This is a genomic window from Trichocoleus sp. Lan (assembly GCF_039961855.1).
In the GTDB taxonomy this organism is placed as follows: domain Bacteria; phylum Cyanobacteriota; class Cyanobacteriia; order Cyanobacteriales; family FACHB-T130; genus FACHB-T130.
The window spans coordinates 279618-299480 of sequence record NZ_JAMPKA010000003.1 but is presented as its reverse complement, the minus strand read 5'-3'; the positions used below and the strand labels follow the sequence as shown (position 1 = coordinate 299480).

The window sequence follows — 19863 nt, the reverse complement described above, 5'->3', positions numbered from 1 at the left end:
CAAAATAGCTTTAGTACCCGTAGATATCGTTGCATCTTCTCAAGGTTGCAAGGTGTGCCAATTTGAAAGTAACGCGATTTGCGGATAGCAACACGGCGAAAGCGATCGCACTCTTCCCCTCTTTCTTCCTACGCCCCCATCCCCGAATATTGTTTCAATCCCCGCCGCCACATCCAACGATTCCAGACAAAAAACAGCAAACACCAACCGAACATTGCCAACAAACCCCGCCCTAAATCCACTGGCAACCCTACCAACAAGGCCGCCGGGAAATGCACCAGATAGGGAAATGGCGTCCACAGCACCACCTCACGCACCGCTGGCGGAAAAACTTCTAGGGGTGCCACAACGCCAGAAAGAAACAGATACAGCAAAAACCAGAATTGCTCGATGGCGCTAGCGCGTTCCGTCCAAAAAGCAAACAGAGCAAACGTGTATTGGATGAGAAAGCGGAGCGTGAAGGCGATCGCTAACACCCCGAAAAATAATAAAATTGTCCCCACACTCGGCAACCAAAGAGCCTTCGGGTAGAGAGTGAAAAACAAGATTATCAACCCCGCAATGAACGGTAAACGGGCAAGGCGTTCGGAAAGATGAGAAGCGACATGATGCCATACCGGGTCTAAGGGTTGCAGCAGCCGAGAAGACAACGTCCCTTGTACCACCTGCTTCTCAAATTCCCAAATTACCCAAACAACCGTAAACTGCCTCACTAGGAAAGCTGCAATGAAATAGCGGGCAAAATCTACTGGCGACAGACCAAACTGTCCACCTTGCGCGGCTGCCTCCATCCAAATCCCCATCAAGATGAAGGGCACAGAACCTGATAACGCCCACAAAAATAACTCTGCCCGATACTCCACCATATGAGCGTAATAAGCTATCAGCAAAGTTTTGGCTGTTCTAATTGCTGAACTCATACAACGACTCCCGCCCGAAACACCTGACCGATTACTTCTTCAATCGGCGGGTCAGTCACCGCCAAATCCAATACATCCATTTCCGCCAAAATTTTAGCGACTGTGCGTGTTAGCGCCTCCCGCCGCACCAGCAAACGCACCACTTGACCTTCTACCGCTTTGATTTCGCCATAAGATTTTAAAGATGCCAAACTTCCCCTTTCTACATCATCTTTCGGTAGCGGATGCGCCAACTCTACTTTCACCTCGCGGTACGGGGCAAAGCGGTCTAGGAGTCCATCCAAACTGCCATCATAAATTAGCTGACCTTGATGAATCAGTAGCACCCGCTGACACAAAGCAGTAATGTCTGCCATGTAGTGGCTGGTTAAGAGAATCGTCGCTCCATAGAGCTGATTGTACTCCCGCAAAAACTCCCGCACCCCAACCTGAGCATTGATATCCAGTCCCAGCGTCGGCTCATCCAAAAACAACACCTTGGGCTGGTGGAGGAGTGCTGCTAGCAACTCAGCCTTCATCCGTTCCCCCAAAGAAAGCTTCCGCACCGGCTGATTCAGCTTGCCTTGCAGTGAAAGCATCTCCGTCAGTTCCCCCACCATCCGCCGAAAATCTTTGTCGGGGATGTTATAAACAGCGGCGTTTATCCTCAGCGAGTCCATCGCTGGCAAGTCCCAGAGCAACTGTTGCTTTTGCCCCATCACCAGCGTAATTTGTTTCAAAAAGGACGCCTGACGCTGGAAAGGAACCTGTCCCGCCACTCTTACATTCCCTGCGGAGGGATGGATTAACCCCGTGAGCATCTTCAGCGTCGTCGTTTTTCCTGCGCCATTGGCACCTAAAAACCCCACGACTTCCCCCGGTTCAATCTCGAAGGAGACATCTTGAACCGCCTTCACCTCGCGGTAGGTGCGGCGCAGAAAGTGCTGTAATGTCCCCTTAAGTCCGGGTCCTTTGACCGCCACTGGGTAGACTTTGCTCAGTTTCTCAGCCGAGACGATGGGCATTGCAATTCTTGTAGTTTATGGATCTAACTTGATGATCTCAAAGGCGACTAGTTGTTGCTATCCAACTCTGGCAAGACTTTCGGCACTTCTTCTACCTTATTTGTTCTGTAAGCATGATTAGTTGACATTCTTGAGTATTTTTGAGTATAACTGAGACATAAAGAGTAAACTCAATAATACTCATCAATAAAAAATGGAGCAAGCATCATGTCAATTCGACTTCTTATTGAGCCTGCTTTTCGGGTTGATAAATCAACTTATGTCACCGAACTTGATCCATTAGTGCTGTATGAGTATTTTGGAGAACCGCAAAGTAACGGCGGCTCTTCTAATCTTCTGATTGCTAGAGAGGTTGTTGAACATAGTGAAGATGGCAGCATTATTAGCTTAGAGAGAAGCCAAGTGACATTTAAGACGGGTAGAAACGAGCGTCTCACTAGAATTATCGTTGCACAAGATGCGTTAGACAGATTGGAGAAAAACTCACACGAACTCCTTACTCAGTCTAACCTGCCTCAAGCAAAGATTCACCGTCCAGATACTCAAGACCAGAAAAAGCCGGAAGCATCTGTCAACATGAACAATTCTAGAAACCGAGCTTTTCAAGATGGGGATAGAAAATTTCTTCAGGAGCTAAGGTGCCTCCCTGCGAATACCATCGAAACTGGTCAGATGCTTATCACCAGAGTTCGTTCAGAGATTTATTCTGAAGGAAATTTGTACTATCACTCCACCTCTGGTAGATTTGTTGAAAGTCCGAGAAACTTCTGGACTATCAAAATTCAACCTAGAGCAAAAACGCTTCGGATTACAGTTAAAGGTCTACCAGAAGAGCATGATGGCAACTTGGTTAGTAGACTGAACTTAAAAAAAGACCGGGCAAGATATTCTTCTTTTATCATTGATGAAGTGAATCAAATTGATGATGCGCTCAAAGTGATCCGCAAAGCTATGACTCTCTAGACTCTGAAGGAGCGTATCAACGAAATAGGGCAGAGGTATCCCCTGCCCTAGTAGATAGCGCGATCGCTTCTCGTTAACTTACAGACTATGCATAAACTCGACCGTTGAGATAATAGTCTCGCGTACCCTTGGCATTAATGGCTTCTCCCAACCGATTTAAAGCATGGACGTAAGCTGCTGTTCGCATCGAAATCGCTAGTTCCTGAGATATCGACCAAATTTTCTCAGTTTCTTCGACCATTTTTTCCATTAAGCGTTGATTGACTTCTTTGAGCGTCCAATAAAGTCCGCTGCGATTTTGTACCCATTCAAAGTAGCTGACTGTAACACCGCCCGCATTAACTAAAATATCGGGAAAGACGTAAATTCCTCGTTCTTCCAAAATTCTGTCAGCCGCCGAACTAACTGGACCGTTGGCGACTTCAAAAATATATCTTGCTTTGATATCTTTGACATTCGCCTCATTAATTTGATTTTCTAAGGCGGCGGGAATCAAGACATCCACATCTAAAGCTAAAAGTTCCTCGTTGCTGATGACTTCATGTTCATCCATGTGGCAAACGGTGTCTTGGCAGTAGAGGGCTTTAATACCTTTGCTGGAGACTTTATATTGCCGAATACTGGGAATATCTAAACCTTTTTTGGAATAGACACCACCTTGGGAATCGCTAACCGCAACAACTTTATATCCGGCTTTGTAGAGTAATTCTGCTATCTCTGCACCAGCATTCCCAAATCCTTGAACGGCTACTGTTGTCTCTTGAGGGAGGCGATCGACTTTGCTCATGATGCTTTCAATCACAAAGAAAGCACCCATAGCGGTAGCAGTATCTCTGCCTAAACTACCCCCCATTGTTAACGGTTTGCCGGTGACAACGGCTGGGGTAATTTGACGGCGGATGATACTGTATTGATCCATCATCCAACCCATAATCATGGGATTGGTGTATACGTCGGGTGCTGGAATATCCACGTCAGGGCCAATAAAGTCTGCGATCGCATCGACATATCCTCGACTCAGCCTTTCTAACTCCATCTTCGAGAGTTCTTTGGGATTCAGCGTAATTCCCCCTTTCGCTCCGCCAAACGGTAAATTTAACACCGCACACTTAAAAGTCATCCAAAAGGCTAAGGATTGCACTTCATCCATTGAAACATTGGGGTGATAGCGTACCCCTCCTTTAGTTGGGCCTCTGGTATCATCGTAACGGACACGATAGCCCTGAAAAATCCTCAAAGTGCCGTTATCCATCCGGACAGGAATTGAAACGGCTAAACTGGCTTTTGGATATTTTAAGTGTTCGGCTGCATCGTCGGAAATAGAAACAAATTTTAGGGCTTGTTCTAATCTTTGGCTAGCATCAGCAAATAATGAGTCTGACATCCCACGATTCCTCCTGTTGCACGATCAAGCTGGTATGCAAATACAAATTTCAATTTAAGAAAAACAGAACGGTGCAAATTCAGATAACTCTTGAGGATTGGAAGTAAAAAAGTTAACTGGTATGCAGCATAACCAATTACCCATTACAAACCCTACAAGTAATGTTTAATTACACCACCTGCTTCAGTAGATTCTCGCAATAGAAAACGATTGCTTTGGCTAGTGGTTCTTAATTAAGTAGGCAAAAACCGAACCCCCTCTAAACCTATTTTTCAATCGGTAACTTTGCGAATTGCTCATCGTCGAGTTTCTCAGCAAAGTGAGGATTTTTTGTTTATTTTTACCGACTTAATAAGTGTGCGCGTCGCACGTATTGCAATTAATTTTCTTTCTTGGAAGACGCTTAACTTTCCCTACCAACATTAAAACATAAAAAAAACTGTATTATATGTAACATTTTAAGAATAAGCGACACAATTCCGGTTTAAGTGGAGTTTGGGACAGCGGATGAGGGGGGATGACCCATCAGCGCGATCGCTGTTTATGAAATATCTTGGAAATTAGTGGCAAGCTCTCTAAAGCAGTGTGAAACTGTAAACAGAGGAAATAATTCTCATCTGCCCTGATGTCAAGCAATCAGTTCTTGTGTCGGCTGAATTCTTATGATTGAAATCTTAGCCGCACTCTCTGCATCTGCGGCGGCAGGGATGAGAGTAGCTCTTCCCTTGCTGGTAATTGGTCTATTGCATAGTACCAATCTCTGGTCAAGCGTGCCCCTACTATCGCGCTTTCCTCCTCCTGTCGTTTTAGGAGTGCTGACCAGCTGGTCGTTATTTGAGCTGTTCGCCTCAAAAAAGCTGTTGGGTCAGCGCGTACTGCAACTGATCCAGCTACTTTTCAGCCCAATTGTCGGAGCGATTATGGGCGTTGCCGTTGCCCAAATCGCTGGCGCTTCCACTGGGCTTCTCTGGATAGTTGCTGTGGTGGGCAGCTTATTAGCGTTCGTCCTCCAGCTAGTTCAGGTCGGCTGGTTCTACCGGTTGCGGCGTCTACCGCTATGGGTCGTCTTTTTGCAAGATGTTCTGTGCGTTGTCTTGGTGATCTTCGCCTTCGATGCGCCCAAGCATGGAGGCCTCATTGCCTTACTCTTGTTGTGGCTGGCTATTCGCAGCTCTAAGGAATGGTATCGCTGGTATCGAGGACAAAAACGCTCTAGGGGACACTATCAGCAACCCGACTAAAGGAAAGCAAAAGTAAAAAGGCAAAAGAAAGGATTGTTTGTTTTTAGTTTGGCTTTTTTACTTTTTTGTTTTATTTTTAGTTTTTACATTAGTCCGACAAAGTGTAGAGGGCCGCGACCGCTAATTAACTCGATTACTAAGGCAAGAAAGCCAAGCATTGCCAGCCGTCCGTTCCAGACTTCTGCTGCTGTGGTCATGCCCCACTCCCAGCGCTCTTGGGGATACATTTTGACTTTCTTTTTGAGCTGTGTGACTTGGGATAGCTTCAAGCTGGGGGCGTCGAGAGCATCAATCACCAAAGTCGCCATTGCTTCAATAAAGCGGGGATGAGTATCTAATGCTGGCACGCGGCGGAAGTCGTGGATGCCAGATTCTTCTGCCAGTTCGCGGTACTCGATGTCAATTTCTTGTAAGGTTTCAATATGCTCGGAGACGAAGCTAATCGGTACAACTAACAAGTGTTCGACTCCCTTGGCTCCCAGTTCTTTTAGGGCGTCTTCGGTATAGGGTTTAAGCCACTCGACTGGCCCGACTCGACTTTGATAAGCCAAGGTGTGGGAATTGGGTCGATTGAGGGTCTGCATAATTAGAGCGGTGCAGTCCTCAATTTCTCTTTGATAGGGATCTCCGGCTTCTTCAACGTAGCTGACAGGAACACCGTGGGCGCTAAAAAAGAGATGAACTTGGTCGGGATTGGGAAATTGGTCCAGTTCTTGGGTAATCAACTCAGCCATTGCTTGCAGGTAGCTGGGTTGGTGATACCAGGAGGGAATGACGGTGTATTCGATTCGGCTCAGTGCTGGGTCTTCCTGCCACAGTCTTTCTAAAAGGCGGAAGCTGGAACCGCTAGTGCTAATGGAAAACTGGGGATAGAGGGGGAGAATTACCAGGTGTTCTATGGCGTCGCGTTTGATGCGAGCGATCGCTTCTTCTGTAAAGGGATACCAGTAACGCATCCCGATGTAAATATTCGCTTCTTGTCCTTGTTGCTGCAATTTTGCCTGAAGCGCTTCTGCTTGGGCTTCTGTAATCCGCCGCAGTGGGGAGCCGCCCCCGATTTCCCGATAGTTTTCTTGGGATTTTTTGGTTCTTAAGGTGGAAATCAGCCACGCTAAGGGTTTCTGTAGCCCAGAAAAGGGTATGCGAATAATCTCTGGGTCGGAAAACAGATTAAACAGAAAAGGCCCAACATCCTCTAAATCATCCGGCCCACCCAGATTTAGTAGCAAAACTCCTACACGACCCATAGCGGTTACAGTTTCCAAATCTTTCATTTTCGTTACTGATTTTAACAATAATATTCTTTTAAAGGTTCGGGTCTGCAATAAGAGATACAGATTTTAACTAGGGGTGGAGTAGTGGCTACTATTTTAAGAACTTGGAGTTATCAACACCAATGGCTGTATGATGCGATCGCTCGTTTAGCTGCTGTGAGTGTAGGCGGGGAAGCAAGATTTCGTCAACTACCTTTGCAAGGGTTAACGATCGATTCAGAAACGTGCTGCTATGCATGAAATGGAACCCGATCGATTGCGGCAAATTCTCCAAGAAGTCTACCGGGTACTAAAACCGGGAGGTATCTTTGCCCTAGTCGATTTTCATCGTCCCACAAATCCGCTATTTTGGCCTCCAATCTCCCTATTTTTGTGGCTATTTGAAACAGAAACCGCTTGGCAGTTGTTAAAGACGGATTTGCCTGGGTTGTTGCAGGAGATTGGGTTTAATCTGGTGGAAGAACCGACTCTCCATGCAGGTGGAAGTTTGCAGGTGATTCACGCCCAGAAATAAACCACTCCAGAACGCACCAGAAACAGAGCCAGGGGGAAGCAGCGCCTCTACTCTGCATTCCCAGATACACGAATTAGCTGCAAATGAGACGCCTTCTCTTGCCTCACAAGCGGCTAATCGCCACCAGAAAATCAAGGAAATATATTACAGATGAAAAGCGAAACAATTGAGCTGTTGTCAAACCGGGAGTTAGATAAAATGCGTCAGGCTGGACGCTTGGCGGCTGAACTCCTCAACCATCTAGAACCGATGGTCAAGCCAGGAGTCAGTACCCTAGAAATCAACGATGAAGCCGAACGCTGGACTTTGGCTCACAAAGCGAAAAGCGCCCCGCTGGGCTACAAGGGATTTCCCAAGTCTCTTTGCACCAGTATCAATGAGGTGGTCTGTCACGGCATCCCCAGCGCTAAACAGGTTCTCAAAGAAGGAGACATCATTAACATTGATGTGACGCCGCTGGTGGATGGCTACCACGGCGATACCTCTAAGACGTTTTTTGTCGGGAAGCCCTCACCCATCGCGAAAAAGTTGGTTGAGGTGACGCTGGAGTGCCTAAACAGAGGAATTGCTGAAGTCAAGCCGGGGGCGCGGATTGGCGATATTGGGGCTGCGATTCAAGCCTACGCGGAAGGAGAAGGTTTTTCGGTGGTGCGGAACTTCGCGGGACACGGTGTTCACCGGATTTTCCATACGGCACCTGAGATCCTCCATTATGGTAGACGTGGAACCGGGAAGCGTCTAAGACCGGGCATGGTTTTTACGATTGAACCGATGATTAATGAGGGAACTTGGGAAGTCGAGCTTCTCGACGATGGGTGGACGGCTGTCACACTCGATCGCAAGCTCTCCGCCCAGTTTGAGCATACGGTGGCTGTTACTGAGGAAGGCGTCGAAATCCTTACCCAAGCTTAAGATTAGCGGTTCCCCGATCAAAGGTTGCTTTGTCGGGATCGAGAAATTGCTGGGAATTTATCAGGAGCGTAGATGCACCAGGTTTTAGTTAAAAAATCTAAAATTGTTTGGCTTCTACCCAGTTCTTCGCCGCAGTACCTTTGGGAGGATAAATTCATGGAAATCCCTGAGGTGAAAGCATCCCCCGGCTTATAGCCGTGGGGAGTTTCAACGGCGTTGTTTTTGTAATTCAGCAACTTGTGCTTCTAGTTTGTTGATACGCTGCTTGAGTTCGATTACCAGAGTGGCTAGGCGGTCAAACATGGGGTCTGCTGAGGCTGGTCGATTGCCTCTAGGGGCGATAGGAGGCGCTGGTTTCGTTGAGCCGGTTCTTCCAGAGGGGGACTGGTTCTGTCCTTGTAACTGCGACTGTAGCTGATTGATTTGCGATCGCAATTGATAAGTTTCGGATTCCAATCTAGAAATCCGCGATTCTAAGTAAGATGACTCTTGCGCCAGTGTTTGTTTGGGCAGCAAGGCGATTCCCAACATGATAGCAAGGCAAAGCAACTCCATTTTTCTGAACATACATTATCGATCCTCCTAGGGAGGACAATGCGTGTGTTGGTAATTTCATGGGGCACTCAGCGATCGCTTGGTGAAAGCGATCGTCTTAAATTAAATCAGAACAAGCAGGCTGTGTGGGTGTATCGATTGATTCAGGCGCTTGGACTTTCGTCTTTCTAATTTTTGATTTTTTGCTTTGCGTCCAGCTACAGATATCACGGGCTAGCTGTTTCCCATTGACTGCACAGTTAGAAGCTTTTTTGGTAAACTCTTCTACCGATGTAGTCGGGTCGCCAGGTCGAGATTTCACAAGACCATGAGCGCATTCATTCCGGTCGTAGCTCCAGAGCCTCACAGCATCAATCAAATCTTCCCTAGTTTTATACGGAACTTTCTCATCCCGCCTTTTCCATTCCTGAATCAATCTTCCTAGGAAAGTTTCTTTATTTGTAAACTGATGAGTTTCACCGGATTCTTTCAGTCTAACAACTAAGTAACTGAGAAGCCGATCTGAAATGATGCTTTCCGCAATCATAATTGATTCCAGGAAAAACTCTTTTTGAATTGCCTCTTCCATGCGCTCAAAGGCAAACTTATAGGATTGAAATTTGATGATATTTTTGGTTGTTTTAGTTTTCATCCTATTAACCTTTGCGAGAGTCCGCAGTATGGCACCCACAACAGATCGGTCAAATTCCTCAAAAGTCAGGTTGTGTACTCAGCGTTAATCTTCACATAGTCATAACTCAAGTCGCAGCCCCAGGCGACACCAGAACCCGAACCATTCCCGATGTTCAGCGCGATCGCAACAGTCTGATCTTTGAAGTTGGTAGGTGAGGCGGGGCGACCAAATGCAACAGGTTGACCGGACTCTACTTGCATTAAGTCATTGCTGGAATCAGTGCTGAGTAACTCTTTTGCCGACGCCGCCGCCGCTTGTTTTAAATAAGCACTCGCCGCCGCCCGATCGAAGGGCAACGGTTGACCATTTTCCATCAATAAGAAGTCCCCTAGCTGAATGCGGAGATGTTCTTGATCGAACAGCACTCCGGAACGACCCGCCGCTGCTGCAATTCTTCCCCAGTTTGGATCGTGCCCAAACACGGCTGACTTAACTAAGGATGAACCGACAACCGTTTTGGCAACCTGACGGGCAGCTTTTTCATCAGATGCGCCGGTAACTTGCACTTCAATTAAGCAGGTAGCCCCTTCGCCATCACGGGCGATCGCTTTCGCTAAATATTGGCAAACTTCAGTCAGCATCGCCTCTAATTTCTCGGCGTCTGATCCCATCTCGGTAATCGCTGGGGTGCGAGATTCCCCATTTGCTAAGGCGATCAGCGTATCGTTGGTACTGGTATCGCCATCTACGGTAATTTGGTTGAAACTTTGGTCAGCGGCTCGACTCACCATTTTTTGCCAGAGAGAAGGAGCAACCGCCGCATCGCAAGTGACAAAAGCTAGCATCGTCGCCATGTTGGGATGAATCATCCCAGATCCCTTCGCCATACCGCCGATTCGCACCGGGCGATCGCCAAAAGTGGTCTCTAGGGCAATCGATTTGGTCACTAAGTCGGTGGTGACGATCGCTTGGGCGGCTGCATCGCCGCCGGTTTCAGAAGCGGCGGCGACCAATTTAGGAATTCCATCCCGCAGGGCATCCATCTTAATTCGTTGCCCAATGACGCCCGTAGATGCCAACAAGATAGAGTCAGAGGAGATATTCAGTATTTGAGCCAACATCTGAGCGCTTTCAATCGCGTCGATCCAACCTTGGGAACCCGTAGCGGCGTTGGCTTGCCCAGCATTGCAGAGAATTGCGTGGGCGCTGTGTTTGGTAGAGAGGTGCTGACGGCAATAATCGACACAAGCGGCGCGTACTTGACTAGTGGTGAAAACGCCTGCTGCGATCGCTTCTACCTCTGAATAAATTAGCGCTAAATCCGGTAAGCCTGAAGGCTTTAGTCCGGCGGCGATTCCAGCCGCCCGATACCCTCTAGGAGCCGTTACTCCACCACTAATGATTTGCCAGTTTGTCATCACTCCCCCTGAAAGATAAATGATGCAAATTTTAGCAATTCTCAGGGCTGCGGTGAGTGTTACTGAGTCATAAATTAAATTGGACGCGATCGCGTACAGCCCTTTGGGCATGAAAATAGCAAAGCGAGGCGTTAGCCTAGCGCCCAAAAAGTCAATTTGCTTTGTGGATGCTTTCTACAGTTCACGCCCCCTTCTACGCGAGCAATTGGGGAGAAGCGATCGCGTCCCCAACAGCGCTGTCTGGTTTCGGAAGTTGGCGACTGGCACAGGTTTTCGCGGATCGGATTGCTAAAAATGGTGGTGAGTCTTTTAGGCTTGTAAGAACTAATCGTCCATCAGGCGAGGAGCATCTTATCTCAAGCAAGCGGAACTTCAGAAGCAATCGCTTGACCTTAATATCCTCTAATCTGTAAGCCTTAATACTTCAATTCTTCACCCGATAATGAAGCAATAAGACACCAGTTGCATAGATTTTGCTGTCCGTGAGTTCTAAAGCGGTCTGCTTGATGACTCCAGAAAAAAGTGGAATGCCCGAACCGAATAGTACCGGACTCAACTTCAGGATGATCTCGTCAATCAAGTTTTCGCCAAGAAGCATTGTTGCTAAATCCGCGCCGCCGCAAAGGTAGATGTCTTTGCCGGTTTCATTTTTCAATTTCCTGACCAATTCAGTAATATTGTCTGAAACTAGTTCAACATTCTCATCGGGGCTTTCCTTCATCGTCCGCGAGAAAACGTACTGCTTCATCGCTGGGTAAGGATTGGTCACGCCGAGCTTTAGCCCAAACTCGTATGTCCTGCGTCCCATTAAAACGACATCAAACTGCTTGAGCGATTCGAGATAATCGGTTATGTGTTCGCCTTCCGGAGGAAAACCATCAATCGTGTGGTCTTCGTGGGCAATAAACCCATCAATGGTGCAAGCTACGTAATATTTTAGTTTTCGCATACAGCAATTCTGGTTTGGATGCAGTCCAGTTTTACCCCACCCCGGCTCTTCCCTGCAAGCAAAGAGAGAGTTGGGGATGAGGTTTCGAGCTGCAAGACTCTCCAAAACTCTTGAAACCTTTGAAAAGCCGTTCGTTAGGCTTGTGTGGGAGCGAAACCCAACCACAACCTGGCTGCTCGCTTCACATCGTAATCTACCAAGATCACCAGTCTGCTTGGTGTGTTAGGCGGAAATAGAAGATGAATTTAGCTCTCCTGACAGGCTAGAGGGATCAATACATTCAGCATCAGCGCTCGCCTCAAGTTGAGGAAAATTGATAAACCACATTAAATCGGTTAAATAAGTAAAACTTAATTAGGCTGTTTATTCGGTCGAGCGATGACATCCAAGGAAATTTCTATGATTACCATTGGATTTTTCATTAACAAGTCTGCCTGATGTATGCAATTTGAGCGATCGCGCTGCCTTGAATTAGGTTTTAGGTCAAATTCAGGAGTTTAGATAATCACCCGTTAATCAGCCTATTGGTTTAGCTGATTATGGCGTCTAATCTAAAGAAAAAATTTATAAATACCATTGAAGATTCCACTGATAAGTAACGCTTTTTAGCTAGGCGCTCACTAATCAAGGTGATATATTTACCTTTAACGCAGAGGAAAAGCAGCGTTACCTGACGCAAAGAAGCTAGCGCGACCAACCTCAGCAAATTTTTCAAAAGCTAATTGTCGTAAATCTATCACTAGGTTCGCGACTTGGTTGTAGCAAACAACCGTCAATTTTAGTGCATTAAACCTTTGACCCTTCTAGGAAATCGGTTTGGTATGCCTCTAATTGGCATGGCTTTTGCGTTCAAAAAGCGTTCTTTTAATTAAGATAGCTCTTCCGTTCAAAATACTAAACCAGATTGTAGGAAGGAGACTTTATGAGCGAATTTTCTAAACTTTCACGCCGCAAATTTATCCTAACTGCTGGAGCATCCGCAATGGGGTCTTTATTGCTCAAAGGCTGTTTAGGAAATCCCCCGGAATTCAGCAACAGAACGCAAGCACAGACAACGCCTGCCGCTAACATTAGCCCAGAACAAGCACCGGAAACTAATAAAGTAAAACTAGGATATATCCCAATTGTAGAAGCAGCTCCTTTTATTATTGCTCAAGAAAAAGGCTTCTTTGCCAAGTATGGCATGACTGGAGTTGAGCTTTCCAAGCAAGCTTCCTGGGGTTCTATGCGGGATAACACCGAAATAGGTTCAGCGGGTGGCGGCGTTGATGGTGGTCAATATCAGATGCCAATGCCGCATCTCATTACTGAAGGCTTAATCACCAAAGGTAATCAGAAAATTCCCATGTACGTGCTGGCTCAGTTGATTACTCATGGAAATGGAATCGCGATTGCTAGCAAGCATCTCGGAAAAGGTCTTGAGTTAAAAATGGACAAAGCGACGGCATTTTTTGACGGACTAAAATCCGCAAAAACTCCTTTTACCGCTGCTTATACTTTTTCACAAGTTAATCAGGATTTCTGGATTCGCTACTGGTTAGCAGGAAACGGCATCGATCCAGATACGGAAGTTAAATTAATTCCCGTACCCTCTGCTCAAACTGTTGCCAATATGAAGACGGGAACGATGGATGCTTTCAGTACAGGCGACCCCTGGCCTTATCGAATTGTTAAAGATAAGATTGGCTTCATTTCAGCATTGACAGCGGAAATTTGGAAGTGCCACCCAGAAGAATACTTTGCTATGAAAGCAGAGTGGGTTGACAAGAATCCCAAAGCTACCAAAGCACTTTTGAAAGGTCTGATGGAAGCGCAGCAGTGGTTAGATAATTTTGACAACCGGAAAGAAGCCGCTGAAATCCTTGGCGAACGAAATTATTTTAATCTTCCATCCGAAATTTTAGCCGAACCATTTCAGGGGAAATATGACATGGGCGATGGTCGTGTCATTGATGATAAATCAATGGCATCTCTTTACTGGAAAGATGAAAAAGGAAGTGTTTCTTATCCTTATAAGAGCCACGATCTTTGGTTTATCACAGAAAGCGTCCGCTGGGGATTTTTGCCTGAATCTGCATTGGCAAATGCTAAAGCCCTTATTGATAAAGTCAATCGGGAAGACATTTGGCGAGAAGCTGCCAAAGAAGCCGGAATTTCTGCTGCCGACATTCCTACAAGTACGTCTCGTGGCGTTGAAGAATTTTTTGATGGTGTCAAGTTTGACCCAGAGAATCCCACAGCTTACCTGCAACAACTGAAAATCAAAAAGGTGAAAGCTTAGTCGGTTGTCGGCAGTTAGTTGATAACAAATAACGGACAACAGACAGCAACCAATAGACCAACAACCCCTTAGTCAATTAGTAAAGTTTAGGAGAACCCTGTCCATGACAACGCTACAAAGACGCCCTGCAACTGCTTCCCAGAACACCTGGTTATCCCGTCTGAACAAACAATTTCCTGACCTGATACCGCCAATTATTGCGATCGCTATCTTCCTCGGCGCGTGGCAGCTGTTTTCTTGGACTCCAGGTGCAACGCTACCAGGGCCAATACAGGTTGTCAAAGATACTTGGATACTAATTTTCTGGCCTTTTTATGACCGAGGCGGTACGGACAAAGGTTTGTTTTGGCAGATTCTCGCTAGTTTACAACGAGTCGCTATTAGTTACTCCTTAGCAGCGATTATTGGTATTGCCTTGGGCATCTTGATTGGTACGAATAAAATGATGTCCAAAGCTTTAGATCCCATCTTCCAGTTATTGCGAACCGTACCGCCTCTAGCTTGGGTGCCAATTTCTTTGGCAGCATTGCGCCAAAACGAACCAGCCGCCCTTTTCGTAATTTTTATCACCGCTATTTGGCCTATCTTGATTAATACAGCGGTCGGAGTGAAGCAAATCCCCCAAGATTACAACAACGTCGCCAAAGTTTTGCAGCTTTCACGGAAAGAATACTTCTTCAATATTCTCATTCCTGCTGCTTTACCCTACATTTTCACAGGTTTGAGAATTGCAATCGGTTTGGCTTGGTTGGCAATTATCGCAGCAGAAATTGTGATGTCCGGGATTGTCGGGATTGGCTTCTTTATCTGGGAAGCTTATCAGAATAACGCAGTTAGCGAAGTTATCTTGGCTTTAATCTACATCGGTGTTGTTGGTCTGCTGCTAGATAAAGCGATGGGTTGGATCGAAACGCGGATTTTACCCGAAGGACAGAAGTAGGGACTGGGTAATGGGTAAAAAGCGCCTACTTACTACCTATTACCTACTACCAATCACCCGTTAGTCATCACCAATTACCAATTACCAATCACCAACTACCATGAGCGTTTTTGTTGCCGTTGACCAAATTGATAAAGTTTTTTCGCTAACCGGCGGTGGCACCTATGTCGCCCTCAAAGGAATAGACCTCCAGATAAAGAAGGGAGAATTTGTCTCTCTAATTGGTCACTCCGGTTGTGGTAAATCCACTTTGTTAAACATGGTGGCAGGCTTAGATTTGCCAACTGAAGGTGTAGTGACGCTGGAAGGGCAACGCATTACTAAACCTGGCCCTGACCGGATGGTAGTATTCCAAAATTATTCGCTATTGCCTTGGCGCACAGTACGAGAAAATATTGCGTTAGCTGTAAACTCGGTGATGAAAGATTTGCCAGCCGGGGAACGCAAAGCAATCGTTGAGCAGCATATCGATATGGTAGGGTTGCGTCATGCTGCCGATAAACCACCCGCTCAATTATCCGGTGGAATGAAACAAAGGGTAGCGATCGCACGCGCCCTTGCTATTCGGCCCAAGTTACTGCTACTAGATGAACCGTTTGGTGCATTAGATGCACTGACGCGGGGTAACTTGCAAGAACAGCTGATGAAAATTTGCGAAGAAAACCAAGTTACCGCCGTCATGGTGACTCACGATGTCGATGAAGCGGTGCTGTTATCTGACCGAATTGTAATGCTGACCAATGGGCCAGAATCCAAAATCGGTCAAATTCTGGAAGTTGATATTCCCCGACCCCGGAAGCGGATGGAAGTAGTAGAACATCCCAGCTACTACAGCTTGCGAAGTGAGATGATTTACTTCCTCAATCAGCAGAAACGGATTAAGAAAATTCGGGCGAGGAAGACGACAGCGATCGCTCGTCATGGTCTAGAAAAAGTTAATCTCGATATTGGCTTCTTACCGCTAACCGCTTGTGCGCCTCTAGCTGTCGCTAAAGAAAAAGGTTTCTTTACCAAGCATGGACTTGATGAAGTCAACCTGATGCGTGAAACCAGCTGGCGGGGAATCACCGACGGCATGACTGGCGGATATTTAGATGCCGCCCAGATGCCCTCCGGAATGCCTCTCTGGTTAACTCTGGGAGGTCATGAAAACCGCTCCGTTCCGGTCGTCACCTCCCTGACCATGACCCGCAACGGCAACGCCATCACCCTTGCCAAGCACTTCTACGAGGAAGGCGTCTACACCTTATCTGATTTTAAAGATTACCTGCGTCGCACCCCCGATCGTCAGCACCGGATGGGAATGGTGCATCCCAGTTCCATGCACAACCTGTTGCTGCGTTACTGGCTGGCAGCTGGTGGCATTGACCCCGACCGCGACGTATCCCTAAAAACCATTCCTCCCGCCCAAATGGTAGTGGATTTGCAAGCCGGAACGATTGACGGTTACTGCGTCGGGGAACCTTGGAACCTCCGCGCCGCCGAGGAAGAAATTGGCTTTACTATTGCGACAGACTTAGAAATTTGGCTGGGACACCCAGGCAAAGTTCTAGGAGTGCGGGAAGACTGGGCAGCAGCTTATCCGAACACCCACATTGCCTTAGTTAAAGCTCTCTTAGAGGCTTGCAAATACTGTGCAGATACGGGTAATGCCCAAGAAATTCGGGAGATTTTGGCGCGACGGGAGTATGTAAGCACCGATTTGGCTTACATCCAGATGGGAGAACCAAACTACTCTGCCTGTAGCTTAGAGCATCCCATGCGCGAGTATGCCCATCACCAGTTTTACGGTGAAGGTGGAGTCAACCGTCCCAGTCGCACTGAGCAACTTTGGATTATGACACAGCTAGCTCGTTGGGGCGATACTCCTTTCCCCAGAAATTGGGTAGAAATCCTGGAACGAGTCTGTCGAGTTGGTGCGTTCAGTACAGCAGCGCGAGAACTGGGTCTTGACATTAGTTACACTCGCGGCGCAATTCAACTTTTTGACGGCACTCCCTTTAACGCCGATGACCCAATTTCCTACCTCAACAGTCTGGCAATTAAGCAGGACTTTTCAGTTGCGGAAGTTGTCATCGATTCCAGGACAAAGACGGCAGCTTAATTAATAGAAACCCCAGCGAAGGTCATTCGCGGCTATACAAACTCTTGTCCGCCTGCGTGGATTGAATTTGAAACCCACTTTTGTAGAGTTTTGCCTGTGTAGCCGCGATTAGAAATCCCCTAGTTTTGCTCCCACAGTTTATTTACTCCTTCTACAGCCATGCAAGCTTTTAACTTTCAAACCTCAAATTCTTTAACTCAAAACTCAAAACTCAACACTCAAAAATCCCCCAGTTCACCGTTTTTGGTGATTGAGAACGTATCCAAAGTTTATCCAACACCAAAAGGTCCTTACACGGTGCTGGAAGACGTTAACCTTACCGTACAGCAAGGCGAGTTTATCTGCCTCATCGGTCACTCTGGCTGTGGTAAATCGACACTGCTCAACATGGTGTCGGGTTTCAATACGCCCAGCAGCGGCGAGGTGCGGGTTGGCTCTAAGCGCATCACCCAACCGGGGCCAGACCGCATGGTAGTATTCCAGAATTACGCTTTGTTGCCTTGGCGGACTGCGTTTGAAAACATTTACCTGGCTGTTAACGCAGTTTATCCTAATAAACCGGAAGCTGAAAAAAGGGCAATAGTGCGAGATCATCTAGCAATGGTAGGACTCACAGAAGCTGCTGACAAAAAGCCGCCGCAATTATCCGGCGGTATGAAACAGCGGGTGAGTATTGCTCGTGCTTTGGCGATTCGTCCCCAAGTATTGATTTTGGATGAGCCTTTTGGGGCGTTAGATGCAATTACTAAGGAAGAATTACAGGAAGAACTGCTAAAAATTTGGAACGACAACCGGGCGACGGTGTTGATGATCACTCACGATATTGATGAGGCTCTATTTCTAGCAGATCGATTGGTGATGATGACGAATGGGCCTCACGCTAAAATTGGTGAGGTAATGGAAATACCTTTTCCGCGTCCGCGCGATCGCGCCCGCATTATGGAAGATCCGCAATACTACAAACTCCGGAATCACGCTCTAGATTTTCTCTACAATCGCTTCGCTCACGACGACGAATAAAGCAACAGGCAAAAGGAAAAATAACGCACCTTTTTTCCTTTTGCCTTTTAGCGCGTTAATTATAAAAAATACTAACGCTTTTTAAACAATCTCAATGGTGTTTCTATAGTAAAGAGGCTGGGAAAATGCGGATAGGCAGAAAGCTAACAAAACAACTCAGAGCCGCTTCCAAAGACGAAAACTTTCTGCACGGGCTGGAAAATATAGAAGGCATAGTTTCCAAGGTTCTTTCGGTTGCTATGATATTAGTTATCCTGTTAGCAATTTGGAATCTAGGCTTGTCTTTGGCACAAACGCTGATTGGTCAACCAGATGAGCCTTTTACTAAAACATTATTCAAAATATTTGGGTTGTTTTTGAATGTTTTGATTGCTCTTGAAATACTAGAAAATATCACTGCATATCTAAAAAAACACGTTATTCAAGTTGAATTAGTTATTGTTACTTCTATAATCGCTGTTGCTAGAAAAATTATTATTTTAGACTTGGAAAAAACATCAGGGGTTGACATAATTGGGTTGGGAATTGCCCTATTATCTCTTTCAATTAGTTATTGGATTATTCGTCACATGAATGCCAAACAGCATAACGAATAAGGCAGGTTGAGGACTGACACCCACACCGGCAGATCGAAGCGCACTTAATGATGAAATTTCAACTTAAATGGGCGTCCAGCGGTGCTTTGAGAATCTCCGAGTGGGATTAGCCCATTAGTCGATGCCGCGATCGCATCACCAGCTACTTCCTAATACATCCGATTCTTCATATAGCCGTTTCTTCGGTAATTCCGAAGATTTTAAGGAATCGGATGATATGCTCTTGACTGTCTGAGTGCTAAGTTGAGCTTTGGGGCACAAAGCAGAGACATATTTAGGTAAACCAAGGATGGAAATTTTGAAAAAATTACGTGTAGCAGTGATTATTTTGGTAATGATAGGCGGTTTTTTGCTCAATCCTGCTGACACGGGACTAACAAATACAATAGCTTCTGATAACGCGGTTTATCAGGAACGGAGCAACCACAGCTCAGAAGGCATTGGCAAGTTTTACATGGGTCGAGAAATTGCTAAAGTGATGGGACATGAGGGAGCATTTTGGCTGGAACGACCGAGTCGAGAAGCTGAAGAGCGACCTTCTAAAGTGGTGAATGCCCTTAACTTGAAACCTACTGATATTGTGGCAGATATCGGAGCCGGGACGGGATACATGAGCTTTCGCATTGCTCCCCTCGTGTCACAAGGGAAGGTGCTGGCGGTGGATGTTCAGCCGGAGATGCTCGACATGATGAATTTTATGAAAAAAGAGGGAAATATTACGAATGTTGAGCCAATTTTAGCCACAATTAAAGACCCAAATCTGCTGACAGCAAGTGTCGATTTGGCGTTAATGGTGGATGCTTATCACGAATTTGAGTATCCCAGAGAAGTGATGGAAGCACTTGTGAAGGCGCTTAAACCAGGTGGACGTGTAGTTTTAGTTGAGTATCGCGGTGAAAATCCGTTTATTCTGATCAAAGCGCTGCACAAAATGACTCAAAAGCAAGTGCGTAAAGAAATGGCAGCAGTGGGTTTGCAATGGTTGGAAACAAAAAGCTTTTTACCTCAGCAGCATTTGATGGTATTTCAAAAGCTGGAGGGATAAGATAATTTTGGGCTGCTGCTATATTTGAGCACCCCAACCCCCCTTTTTAAGGGAAGCTAAAACCAATATTTTTCATTTCTAAACTAAAAAAACTTGATAAAAATCAGAATCTGTAAATAAAAAAGTATTT

At 46.3% G+C, this 19863-nt stretch carries 17 protein-coding genes and 1 pseudogene; 10 read left to right on the top strand and 8 right to left on the bottom strand.

From position 1 onward, the window contains the following. Positions 1–128 precede the first annotated feature (128 nt). Positions 129–920 carry an ABC-2 family transporter protein gene (locus NDA03_RS04325; RefSeq protein ID WP_190985724.1) on the bottom strand — a complete coding sequence of 264 codons (792 nt, stop codon included), beginning with the start codon at positions 918–920 and terminating at the stop codon, positions 129–131. Then, positions 917–1924 (bottom strand): ATP-binding cassette domain-containing protein, encoded by a 1008-nt coding sequence (locus NDA03_RS04320; protein ID WP_190985725.1) that lies wholly within the window; start codon positions 1922–1924, stop codon positions 917–919. Before NDA03_RS04320 ends, NDA03_RS04325 begins: the two co-directional genes overlap by 4 nt. Before the next feature lie 207 nt (positions 1925–2131). Here NDA03_RS04320 and NDA03_RS04315 point away from each other — a divergent pair, with 207 nt between their 5' ends. After that, positions 2132–2887, top strand: coding sequence for a hypothetical protein (locus tag NDA03_RS04315; RefSeq protein WP_190985726.1), 756 nt, complete (start codon positions 2132–2134; stop codon positions 2885–2887). An 85-nt stretch (positions 2888–2972) separates the two neighbouring features. Here NDA03_RS04315 and NDA03_RS04310 read toward each other — a convergent pair whose 3' ends face one another. Further along, on the bottom strand, positions 2973–4271 hold the full coding sequence (locus NDA03_RS04310; RefSeq protein WP_190535225.1) for a Glu/Leu/Phe/Val dehydrogenase: 1299 nt from the start codon (positions 4269–4271) through the stop codon (positions 2973–2975). 662 nt (positions 4272–4933) lie between these two features. On the opposite strand from NDA03_RS04310, the gene NDA03_RS04305 reads away from it, so the two are divergent. Then, positions 4934–5512, top strand: a complete 579-nt coding sequence (locus NDA03_RS04305) for a DUF4126 domain-containing protein (protein WP_348237381.1) — start codon at positions 4934–4936, stop codon at positions 5510–5512. An 83-nt stretch (positions 5513–5595) separates the two neighbouring features. Here NDA03_RS04305 and hemH read toward each other — a convergent pair whose 3' ends face one another. Next, a complete protein-coding gene (hemH, locus tag NDA03_RS04300; RefSeq protein WP_190430498.1) occupies positions 5596–6759 on the bottom strand; it encodes a ferrochelatase in 1164 nt (387 codons plus the stop codon). Positions 6760–6870: 111 nt separating this feature from the next. Here hemH and NDA03_RS04295 point away from each other — a divergent pair. Together NDA03_RS04295 and map are read left to right on the top strand one after the other, a co-directional pair. Then, positions 6871–7300, top strand: a pseudogene (locus NDA03_RS04295) (methyltransferase domain-containing protein). Positions 7301–7450: 150 nt separating this feature from the next. Next, the gene (gene map, locus NDA03_RS04290; RefSeq protein WP_190438996.1) at positions 7451–8212 is read left to right on the top strand and encodes a type I methionyl aminopeptidase; all 762 of its coding nucleotides are present in this window, start codon (positions 7451–7453) and stop codon (positions 8210–8212) included. Between the two features lie 207 nt (positions 8213–8419). On the opposite strand, the gene NDA03_RS04285 is transcribed toward map, so the two are convergent. The 4 genes from NDA03_RS04285 to NDA03_RS04270 all read right to left on the bottom strand — a co-directional run bounded on the left by NDA03_RS04285 (position 8420) and on the right by NDA03_RS04270 (position 11747). Continuing rightward, the gene (locus NDA03_RS04285) at positions 8420–8779 is read right to left on the bottom strand and encodes a hypothetical protein (protein WP_190410106.1); all 360 of its coding nucleotides are present in this window, start codon (positions 8777–8779) and stop codon (positions 8420–8422) included. 85 nt (positions 8780–8864) lie between these two features. Further along, positions 8865–9398 carry a hypothetical protein gene (locus NDA03_RS04280; RefSeq protein WP_190675346.1) on the bottom strand — a complete coding sequence of 178 codons (534 nt, stop codon included), beginning with the start codon at positions 9396–9398 and terminating at the stop codon, positions 8865–8867. A gap of 65 nt (positions 9399–9463) precedes the next feature. Further along, positions 9464–10798, bottom strand: coding sequence for a bifunctional ornithine acetyltransferase/N-acetylglutamate synthase (gene argJ / locus NDA03_RS04275; protein WP_348237400.1), 1335 nt, complete (start codon positions 10796–10798; stop codon positions 9464–9466). 424 nt (positions 10799–11222) lie between these two features. Then, on the bottom strand, positions 11223–11747 hold the full coding sequence (locus NDA03_RS04270) for a dihydrofolate reductase family protein (RefSeq protein WP_348237380.1): 525 nt from the start codon (positions 11745–11747) through the stop codon (positions 11223–11225). 922 nt (positions 11748–12669) lie between these two features. Here NDA03_RS04270 and NDA03_RS04265 point away from each other — a divergent pair. The 6 genes from NDA03_RS04265 (at position 12670) to NDA03_RS04240 (ending at position 19733) form a co-directional block, all read left to right on the top strand. Further along, positions 12670–14028: a CmpA/NrtA family ABC transporter substrate-binding protein gene (locus NDA03_RS04265; protein WP_190410102.1), complete on the top strand. Its 1359-nt coding sequence runs from the start codon at positions 12670–12672 to the stop codon at positions 14026–14028. 103 nt (positions 14029–14131) lie between these two features. Further along, positions 14132–14968: a nitrate ABC transporter permease gene (gene ntrB / locus NDA03_RS04260; protein WP_190410101.1), complete on the top strand. Its 837-nt coding sequence runs from the start codon at positions 14132–14134 to the stop codon at positions 14966–14968. A gap of 100 nt (positions 14969–15068) precedes the next feature. Beyond that, positions 15069–17072, top strand: a complete 2004-nt coding sequence (locus tag NDA03_RS04255; RefSeq protein ID WP_348237379.1) for a nitrate ABC transporter ATP-binding protein — start codon at positions 15069–15071, stop codon at positions 17070–17072. A gap of 159 nt (positions 17073–17231) precedes the next feature. Beyond that, positions 17232–18092, top strand: coding sequence for a nitrate ABC transporter ATP-binding protein (locus NDA03_RS04250; RefSeq protein WP_190535252.1), 861 nt, complete (start codon positions 17232–17234; stop codon positions 18090–18092). Positions 18093–18217: 125 nt separating this feature from the next. Further along, positions 18218–18688, top strand: a complete 471-nt coding sequence (locus NDA03_RS04245; RefSeq protein ID WP_190687774.1) for a phosphate-starvation-inducible PsiE family protein — start codon at positions 18218–18220, stop codon at positions 18686–18688. 334 nt (positions 18689–19022) lie between these two features. Beyond that, positions 19023–19733, top strand: coding sequence for a class I SAM-dependent methyltransferase (locus tag NDA03_RS04240; protein WP_348237399.1), 711 nt, complete (start codon positions 19023–19025; stop codon positions 19731–19733). The last annotated feature ends 130 nt before the right edge of the window (positions 19734–19863 follow it).